Genomic DNA, 2,598 nt, shown 5'->3' with positions numbered 1-2,598 from the left:
TAAATTTTGATGAATTTGATTCATTAATGGAAAATGTATGCCCTAATATGAGTTTTCTGAAATATAATAAAATTAAAAACAATTGCATTAATGTAGATCAGTATTATGACTCGGACTATTATGGTGGAAGTGAAACTATAAACTACTACACATGTGACATTGAAAATTTGTATAACATGTTGGTGGATTTTGACTTGATAGATGAAGATGAGTTATTAAAAGGTAAATAAAAAAATCATTTTATAAGGAGAAAAGTTATGCATAGAAGAGTATATGATTATACTTGCAGTTTAACAGGCAAGAAATACTATAAGTGGATTTAATAGGAGAATATATGAATAACTGTTTATTATGTAAGAATTGTACAAATGAGGCTGAAGGAATAGACGGATATCCAGTTGAACCTTGGTATCATTGTGATATAAGAGAGTCTTTAGGATACGATGACCCGAGGTTTCCATATAAAATACCAAATGTAAACATTTTAAAGAAGATATGTGCGTAGTGAGTTTAACTATTAAAGAGTTTGATAAGGAAGTATGGGATTTAATTACTTGGGATATAGAATAGGAGTGAACGCATGAAAGTTAAAGAATTTAATGAGGGCGTAGATTTAGAAAATAAGTTAAATGAGTGGTTAAAAGAACATGAAGGTGTAGTTAATGTACTAGATATAAAATACTCAGTTGCTAGTTTCTCAGAAAGTAGGAGTTATGATGCAGAATATTTTGGATGTGCATTAGTGATATATGAAGATAAACCGAATGATGGGTTTTAGGCGTGTAAAGAAAAATATAATTAACAATAGTAGAGGTTAATATGTTGGAAATAATGATAGGATTTATAATATTAATGATGATATGGATTAGTATGTGGGCATGGGAAAAGTATGATAAATTCAGTGATATATGTTTTTTCTTATTGGCATTTGCTGTAGTAGTTTTCATGTCTAAGTTAATAGGTAGAATGTTTATGATTTTAATAGGGGTGGTTAATTAATATGGGAAAGTATTATGAAACAAATATCAATACATATACAGATTGTGATAATTGTGTAAATGAAGAATGCTTATATTTATCAAGTAAATGTAGATGTTTTAATGTCATATTTGATGGTGGGGATATTATTGGTATAAGATTATTAAATGAAAACTTTAAAGCTGAAGATATAGGTGATTTAATAAAGGATATAAAATAATAATTACTAAAAATGGAGGATTATATGTGTAAAGAATGTTATTTTAACATTGCCATTAAAGAGTACATGAATGGTGTAGAAATAGAAAGTCGTTTGACTGGAACTAAATACAAGTATGATTTTAAAACATCAAGACATATGAAAAAGAGAGATTATGAGGAAGAATTTAAGCCAAGTGGAAGTGTTGGAATAAATGAAATAAATAATACTTGGTTAATAAGAAATAATAAATAACAGGAGGATTTAAAATGAAAAGATTAGATAAATTAAAAATGTTTTTAGGATTAAAGTTCGATGAGGTTGTTAAGGTATCAGAAACAGGTCAGATAAAAGCTATTATAAAAACTAAAGAAGAAAAATTAAAGGAGTTAGCTACATCATATTATAAGTCTGAAGGTAAAAGAAAGTCACTTGAAAGTAAAATAGAAGGGTGTAGTAAAACATTAGATGATATAAAAGTTGCAGCAAAGAAATGCAAAGAAAATAATGATGAAGTGAATCTTAATAAGTTGTTTGTATCTAAGAAGAATATAGAAAAAGAATTAGAAATGTTAAAAGAAACATTAAAATTAAATGAGAAAATGTCTGAAGACTTATATGTTAGAAAAACTAAAATGGAAACTTACATAAATAATCTGAAGCATAAGTTAGAACAATTAAAGATAAAAGAAGAATATACAAGTCAGGCTAATGAATTTGTAAATGTAATGAAGGATTCTGTGCAAGATGAATCAATAGAAAGTCATGAAGAAGTAATAAATATAGACTTCAATGCTGCCGAATTAAGAATTGAAGACTTTGATAACGATTTAAGTGTAGATGATATAATTGAAAAATATTCAGTTGATGAAGAATATGATAAATTTATAAGTGAATTATAGGTGATATTATGAGTTTGATTACTGATAGATATGATTATATTGAATTAAAAGAATATGAAAAAATGAAAAATAAGTTAGCTGAAATTGATGAATTAGTTGATAGTCTAAAGTTATGTGTTGATTCAGATATGGATATATCAAACTGGAAGTATCTACATGTATCTATGCGGGAGGGTGATTATGAATTATTAATATATTCAAGATATGATGCAGACAGACGTAGGATAATAGTGAACGAAGAGAAATTTAAAATATGCAATATACCAATCATCGAATATTTAACTAATCATAACACCAAGAATAGTAGGTATTTAGTGGATTTATTTGATAAATTAAGCGATTTAGATGTTGTAAAATTAGTTAATGATTTTGAATATTATTCTGATAAGACTATAGAAGTAGAAAGTTTCAATAATAAAAAGTATTTTAAAGATATTTATGACATTATTGGCAATGTACAATCATAAGACGTAGTGATACCAACAGGTGTAGAATGTAAGATGGTCAATAAAATAATAA

General features: G+C 26.6%; 8 protein-coding genes. All 8 read left to right on the top strand.

Annotated features, from left to right (window positions below):
* A partial coding sequence (locus ACRDDY_RS07860; RefSeq protein WP_438564398.1) for a hypothetical protein occupies positions 1-230 on the top strand: 230 nt, incomplete at its 5' end.
* A 104-nt stretch (positions 231-334) separates the two neighbouring features.
* Entirely contained in the window at positions 335-505 is a 171-nt protein-coding gene (locus tag ACRDDY_RS07855) for a hypothetical protein (RefSeq protein ID WP_438564397.1), read from the top strand.
* A gap of 75 nt (positions 506-580) precedes the next feature.
* Positions 581-778, top strand: a complete 198-nt coding sequence (locus tag ACRDDY_RS07850; RefSeq protein WP_438564396.1) for a sporulation protein Cse60 — start codon at positions 581-583, stop codon at positions 776-778.
* 41 nt (positions 779-819) lie between these two features.
* Positions 820-999: a hypothetical protein gene (locus ACRDDY_RS07845; protein WP_438564395.1), complete on the top strand. Its 180-nt coding sequence runs from the start codon at positions 820-822 to the stop codon at positions 997-999.
* Between the two features lies 1 nt (position 1,000).
* Complete coding sequence (locus tag ACRDDY_RS07840; protein ID WP_438564394.1) at positions 1,001-1,198, top strand: hypothetical protein; 198 nt, start codon at positions 1,001-1,003, stop codon at positions 1,196-1,198.
* 24 nt (positions 1,199-1,222) lie between these two features.
* A complete protein-coding gene (locus ACRDDY_RS07835; protein WP_438564393.1) occupies positions 1,223-1,432 on the top strand; it encodes a hypothetical protein in 210 nt (69 codons plus the stop codon).
* Positions 1,433-1,446: 14 nt separating this feature from the next.
* A complete protein-coding gene (locus ACRDDY_RS07830; RefSeq protein ID WP_438564392.1) occupies positions 1,447-2,079 on the top strand; it encodes a hypothetical protein in 633 nt (210 codons plus the stop codon).
* Positions 2,080-2,087: 8 nt separating this feature from the next.
* Entirely contained in the window at positions 2,088-2,546 is a 459-nt protein-coding gene (locus tag ACRDDY_RS07825; protein WP_438564391.1) for a hypothetical protein, read from the top strand.
* Positions 2,547-2,598: the final 52 nt, after the last annotated feature.

Source organism: Clostridium sp. (assembly GCF_051656525.1).
Taxonomy (GTDB): domain Bacteria; phylum Bacillota; class Clostridia; order Clostridiales; family Clostridiaceae; genus Clostridium.
Note: the sequence above shows the minus strand (reverse complement) of the source record. Positions and strands in the feature narration are given on the sequence as shown.

Bases quoted from the DNA above. Each gene is read 5' to 3' on its own strand.
- ACRDDY_RS07855 (WP_438564397.1), top strand. From the start codon at position 335: ATGAATAACTGTTTATTATGTAAGAATTGTACAAATGAGGCTGAAGGA.
- ACRDDY_RS07850 (WP_438564396.1), top strand. From the start codon at position 581: ATGAAAGTTAAAGAATTTAATGAGGGCGTAGATTTAGAAAATAAGTTA.
- ACRDDY_RS07845 (WP_438564395.1), top strand. From the start codon at position 820: ATGTTGGAAATAATGATAGGATTTATAATATTAATGATGATATGGATT.
- ACRDDY_RS07840 (WP_438564394.1), top strand. From the start codon at position 1,001: ATGGGAAAGTATTATGAAACAAATATCAATACATATACAGATTGTGAT.
- ACRDDY_RS07835 (WP_438564393.1), top strand. From the start codon at position 1,223: ATGTGTAAAGAATGTTATTTTAACATTGCCATTAAAGAGTACATGAAT.
- ACRDDY_RS07830 (WP_438564392.1), top strand. From the start codon at position 1,447: ATGAAAAGATTAGATAAATTAAAAATGTTTTTAGGATTAAAGTTCGAT.
- ACRDDY_RS07825 (WP_438564391.1), top strand. From the start codon at position 2,088: ATGAGTTTGATTACTGATAGATATGATTATATTGAATTAAAAGAATAT.